4 protein-coding genes are annotated in these 5603 nt (G+C 73.6%); 2 read left to right on the top strand and 2 right to left on the bottom strand.

Annotation, left to right across the window (positions count from 1 at the left end; translation table 11 throughout):
* Both FOE67_RS14965 and FOE67_RS14960 read left to right on the top strand, forming a co-directional pair.
* Window positions 1-590 (top strand): Maf family protein (locus FOE67_RS14965; protein ID WP_182664483.1); only part of this gene is annotated, 590 nt, incomplete at its 5' end.
* Window positions 591-1016: 426 nt separating this feature from the next.
* A complete protein-coding gene (locus FOE67_RS14960; RefSeq protein ID WP_182664481.1) occupies window positions 1017-2795 on the top strand; it encodes an acetyl/propionyl/methylcrotonyl-CoA carboxylase subunit alpha in 1779 nt (592 codons plus the stop codon).
* A 133-nt stretch (window positions 2796-2928) separates the two neighbouring features.
* On the opposite strand, the gene FOE67_RS14955 is transcribed toward FOE67_RS14960, so the two are convergent.
* Together FOE67_RS14955 and FOE67_RS14950 are read right to left on the bottom strand one after the other, a co-directional pair.
* Window positions 2929-3864: a DeoR/GlpR family DNA-binding transcription regulator gene (locus FOE67_RS14955; protein WP_438874224.1), complete on the bottom strand. Its 936-nt coding sequence runs from the start codon at window positions 3862-3864 to the stop codon at window positions 2929-2931.
* A gap of 181 nt (window positions 3865-4045) precedes the next feature.
* The gene (locus FOE67_RS14950) at window positions 4046-5521 is read right to left on the bottom strand and encodes an NAD(P)H-quinone dehydrogenase (RefSeq protein ID WP_182664485.1); all 1476 of its coding nucleotides are present in this window, start codon (window positions 5519-5521) and stop codon (window positions 4046-4048) included.
* Window positions 5522-5603: the final 82 nt, after the last annotated feature.

The following is a 5603-nucleotide window of genomic DNA, read 5'->3' as shown; positions in this document are numbered from 1 at the left end:
GCCTCGTGCTGGCCTCCCGCTCCCCCGCCCGGTTGTCCCTGCTGCGCCGGGCCGGCCTCGACCCCGAGGTGATCGTCAGCGGGGTGGACGAGGAGGCCGTGGAGGCCGCGACGCCGGAGGAGTTGGCCCTGGTGTTGGCCGAGGCCAAGGCGGCGGCGGTGGCCGACCGTCCGGAGGCCGCCGACGCGTTGGTGGTCGGTTGTGACTCGGTGCTGGAGTTCGACGGCGCGGCGTGGGGCAAGCCCGCCGACGCGACCGCCGCCACCGCCCGCTGGAAGGCGATGCGGGGCCGCTCGGGGGTGCTGCGCACGGGCCACTGCCTCATCGACACCGCCTCGGGCGAGCGGGTCTCGGCCGTCGGCTCGACCGTGGTGCGCTTCGGGGAGCCGGACGACGCGGAGATCGCCGCCTACGTGGCGGCCGGCGAACCCCTGCACGTGGCCGGGGCGTTCACCCTGGACGGTCTCGGCGCGGCGTTCGTCGAGGGAATCGAGGGGGACCCGGGGAACGTCATCGGGCTGTCCATGCCGCTGCTGCGCCGCCTGCTGGGGGAGTTGGGGGTCGGTGTGACCTCCCTGTGGACTCCCTGATCCGGAGAGAGCCGAAGGACCCGCGCGAAGCGGCCGGGGCCGGCCGCGGAACCGGATGCGCGCCGGCCGGGCCCCGGAGCGCCCGGGGGCCGAAGGGCGTCGCGGCGTGACGATCGGATGAACGTCCCCTCCCGGGTGCGGGAGCCGCACCCGGGAGGGGAAAAATAATCCCCCGCCGATTTGTGGCCTTCCCACAACGCCGGCAGGGGTTCACGCCCCGGCCCACCGGGAGAGATCCGCCACAAGCGGCGCTCGATTCCCTCACGAGGAGGACGCCGGCGGGCCTCTTATCGTGGTGGGATGGGTTTCCCGGTCCGTGCACCGGGGGGTGTTCACCATCCGTGTGGGCAAGGTCACCTTCGTGGGCGCCTCGGCGCCGGGTGTGGCCGGTACCTAAACTCGGCTTGTTCCAAGGAGGGAGCCATCGTGCGCAAGGTGCTCATCGCCAACCGTGGCGAAATCGCCGTTCGGGTCGCCCGTGCGTGCCGGGACGCCGGCATCGCGAGTGTCGCCGTGTACGCCGAGCCCGACCGGGACGCGCTGCACGTGCGCGTCGCGGACGAGGCGTTCGCCCTGGGCGGTGACACCCCGGCGGCCAGCTATCTGGACCAGGCCAAGGTACTGCGGGCGGCGGCGGACGCCGGCGCGGACGCCGTCCACCCCGGCTACGGCTTCCTGTCGGAGAACGCCGAGTTCGCCCAAGCGGTGATCGACGCCGGACTGACCTGGATCGGCCCGCCCCCGCAGGCCATCCGGGACCTCGGCGACAAGGTCGCCGCCCGGCACATCGCCCAGCGCGCCGGTGCGCCCCTGGTCGCCGGCACCCCCGACCCCGTGTCCGGGGCGGAGGAGGTGGTGGCCTTCGCGAAGGAGCACGGGCTGCCCATCGCGATCAAGGCGGCCTTCGGCGGCGGCGGGCGCGGGCTGAAGGTCGCCCGCTCGCTGGAGGAGGTCGGCGAGCTGTACGAGTCGGCGGTGCGCGAGGCGGTGGCCGCCTTCGGCCGCGGCGAGTGCTTCGTGGAGCGCTACCTGGACCGACCCCGGCACGTGGAGACGCAGTGCCTGGCCGACACGCACGGCAACGTGGTGGTCGTCTCCACCCGTGACTGCTCCCTGCAGCGCCGCCACCAGAAGCTGGTCGAGGAGGCCCCCGCGCCGTTCCTGACCGCCGAGCAGAACGCCGAGCTGTACCGCGCCTCCAAGGCCATCCTCAAGGAGGCCGGCTACGTCGGCGCGGGTACCTGCGAGTTCCTGGTGGCCGTCGACGGCACGATCTCCTTCCTGGAGGTCAACACCCGTCTGCAGGTCGAGCATCCGGTCACCGAGGAGGTCACCGGCATCGACCTGGTCCGCGAGCAGCTGCGGATCGCCGACGGCGAGGCCCTGGGCTACGACGACCCCGTCCTGCGCGGCCACTCCATCGAGTTCCGGATCAACGGCGAGGACCCGGGCCGCAACTTCCTGCCGGCGCCGGGCACGGTGAGCGAGTTCGTGGCCCCGACCGGTCCGGGCGTGCGCCTGGACACCGGTGTGGAGGCCGGCTCGGTGATCGGCCCGGCCTGGGACTCCCTGCTGGCCAAGCTGATCATCACCGGTGCCACCCGCGAGCAGGCCCTGCAGCGCGCGGCCCGCGCGCTGGACGAGTTCCGCGTCGAGGGCATGGCCACCGCCCTGCCCTTCCACCGGGCCGTGGTCGCCGACCCCGCCTTCGCCCCCGAGGTCCACGGCTCCGCCGAGCCGTTCACCGTCCACACCCGGTGGATCGAGACCGAGTTCGACAACACCATCGCCCCCTGGACACCCACCGGGGGCGCCGAGGAGGGCGAGGAGAGCGCCCCCCGCGAGACCGTGGTGGTCGAGGTGGGCGGCAAGCGGCTGGAGGTCTCGCTGCCCGCCACGCTCGCCATGCCGCTGGCCCGCGCCGCGGTGGCCGGGGGTGCCAAGCCCACCCGCCGCCGGGCCGGCCGCTCCGCGGCCTCGGCGGTCTCCGGCGACTCCCTGACCTCGCCCATGCAGGGCACCCTGGTCAAGGTCGCGGTCGAGGAGGGCGAACAGGTCGCCGCCGGTGACCTGATCGTGGTCCTGGAGGCGATGAAGATGGAGCAGCCCATCAACGCCCACAAGGCCGGCACCATCACCAACCTCAAGGCCGAGGTCGGCACCTCGCTGTCCTCCGGCGCCACCATCTGCGACATCAAGGACTGATCCGCGGGGCGCCCCGTACACCGGGCGCCCCGTGAGCCCACCGGGCCGGGACCCCACGGGTCCCGGCCCCCGGTGTGTTCACCGCCGGGGTGTGCCGCCCCGGACCGGCTGCCCGGCCGACGCCGGGCCGGATTCAGGCGCCGGGGCGCCGGAGGGCGCCGGCGGCCAGCGAGGGCGCCACGGCGGCCGTGCGGGGCTGGGGAACGGTCAGGCCGTCACCGCCGGCGCCGTGGCGGTCCCCGTGCCGCTCCGGGTGCCGGTCCGGATGCCGGTGCCCGGCGCGGACCTGCGGACGGCCCGCGGCGGCCCCCCGGGCCTGCTCGGTCGGCGCGGCGACCGAGATCCGCACCCCGTGGTCGGCCAGCGCCTCCAACTCGGCCACCGCGCGCCCCTTCTCCGGGGCCACCTGGTCGGTGACCAGGTGGGAGATCAGCTCGGTCGGCACGGTCTGGAACATCGTGTCGGTGCCGAGCTTGCCGTGGTCGGCGAGGACGACGACCTCGGCGGCGGCCTGCACGAGCGCCCGGTCCACGCTGGCGGAGAGCATGTTGGAGGTGGACAGGCCCCGCTCGGCGGTCAGGCCGGACCCCGAGATGAAGGCCCGGGAGACCCGCAGCCCCTGGAGGGACTGCTCGGCGCCACTGCCCACCAGGGCGTAGGAGGAACCGCGCAGGGTCCCACCGGTCATCACCACCTCCACCCGGTTGGCATGGGCGAGGGCCTGCGCGACCAGGAGGGAGTTGGTGACCACGGTCAGGCCGGGGATCCGGGCCAGGCGCCGGGCCAGCTCCTGGGTGGTGACCCCGGCGCCGACCACGATCGCCTCGCCCTCGCCGACCAGCCCCGCCGCGTACTCGGCGATGGCGGTCTTCTCCGGGCTCGCGGCCGGGGAGCGTTGCGGGAAGCCCGCCTCCCGGCCGATGCCCCCGGGCAGCACGGCACCGCCGTGCCTGCGGTCGAGCAGGCCCTCGGCCTCCAGGGCGCGCACGTCCCGGCGGACGGTGACCTCGGAGGTCTGGACGACGCGGGCCAACTCCCGGAGCGACACGGCTCCGTTGGCGCGCACCATTTCAAGAATCATCTGACGACGTTCTGCAGCGAACACAGGACCGACAGTAACGCCAAAGAGCGTGCCTTTTCAGGTGCTTCCGGCAATTTACCGATCCCGGTCCGCACGATCACCGTTTCGTGGTATGGCCCGGGCCCGAACCCGTCGCGGAGCGCGTCCGCGACGGGGGCGACCTGCGTCCTCAGTGGTCCCCGGCCCGGTGACGGGCCTGCAACTGCCGGGCCGCCTCGGCGATCGAACCCGAAAGCGACGGGTACACGGTGAACGCCTTTGCGATCTGATCGACGGTCAGACCGTTGTCCACCGCGACCGAAATCGGATGGATGAGTTCACTCGCACGGGGGGCGACGACCACGCCACCGACGACGATTCCCGTGCCCCGGCGACAGATCAGCTTCACGAAACCGTCGCGGATGCCCTGCATCTTGGCGCGGGCGTTGCGCAGCAGCGGCAGCTTCACCACCCGGGCGTCGATCCGTCCCTCGTCCACGTCCGCCTGGGTGCGACCGACGGTGGCGATCTCCGGATCGGTGAAGATGTTGGCGGAGACCGTCGTGAGGTCCAGCGGCGCCACCGCGTCGCCGAGGAAGTGGTACATCGCGATCCGGCCCTGCATCGCGGCCACCGAGGCGAGCGCGAGGACGCCGGTGCAGTCGCCCGCCGCGTAGACCCCCGGCGCGGTCGTGCGGGAGACCCGGTCGGTGATGATGTGCCCGGAATCCCTCAGCCGGACCCCGGCCTCCTCCAGACCCATGTCCGCGGTGTTCGGGACGGCGCCGACCGCCATCAGGCAGTGGGTGCCGGAGATGGTGCGGCCGTCCGAGAGGGCCACCTCGACCCGCTCCCCGCCCTCGCCGTCGGACACCCGCTTGGCGGCTGCGGCCCGGGACCGGGCCATCACGTTCATCCCCCGGCGGCGGAAGACGTCCTCCAGCACCGCGGCGGCGTCCGGGTCCTCGCCGGGCAGCACCCGGTCACGGGAGGACACGAGGGTGACCCGCGAGCCGAGCGCCTGGTAGGCCCCGGCGAACTCGGCGCCGGTCACCCCGGAGCCGACCACGATCAACTCGGCGGGAAGCTCCTCCATGTCGTAGACCTGCGTCCAGTTGAGGATGCGCTCCCCGTCCGGACGGGCGTCGGACAGCTCCCGGGGGTGACCACCGGTGGCGATGAGGACGGCGTCGGCGACCAGTTCGCGGCTCTCGCCCTCGACGTCGGTGACCGTGACCCGACGCGAACCGTCGGGCGCCTGCTCCGGTCCCAGCCGCCCGCGCCCCCGCAGGACGCGGACCCCGGCGCGGGTGACGGAGGCGGTGATGTCGTGGGACTGCGCCAGCGCCAGCCGCTTGACCCGGCGGTTGACCTTGCCGAGATCGGCGCCGATCATGCGGCGCGGGGCCCCGTCCGCGCCGGGGCCCGCCTCGCGTTCACCGTCGAGCATGATGCCCAGCTCGGCGTGCGAGGAGTCGAAGGTCGTCATGACCTCCGCGGTCGCGATCAGGGTCTTGGAGGGGACGCAGTCGGTGAGGACGGACGCCCCACCGAGGCCGTCCCGATCGACAACGGTCACCTCCGCCCCGAGTTGTGCCGCCACCAGGGCCGCCTCGTACCCGCCGGGTCCACCACCGATGATCACGATCCGAGTCACATGCTCCAGTGTCCCGCACCCTCTCCGCGATCTCCCGTCGGGGGCCACCGGGGGCCCGCCGGGGAGGTCACCCGCCCCGGATGCCCCACTC

It is taken from the genome of Streptomyces calidiresistens (genome assembly GCF_014141525.1).
GTDB classification, from domain to species: Bacteria; Actinomycetota; Actinomycetes; order Streptomycetales; family Streptomycetaceae; genus Streptomyces; species Streptomyces calidiresistens.
This window is presented reverse-complemented; position numbering and strand designations above follow the sequence as displayed.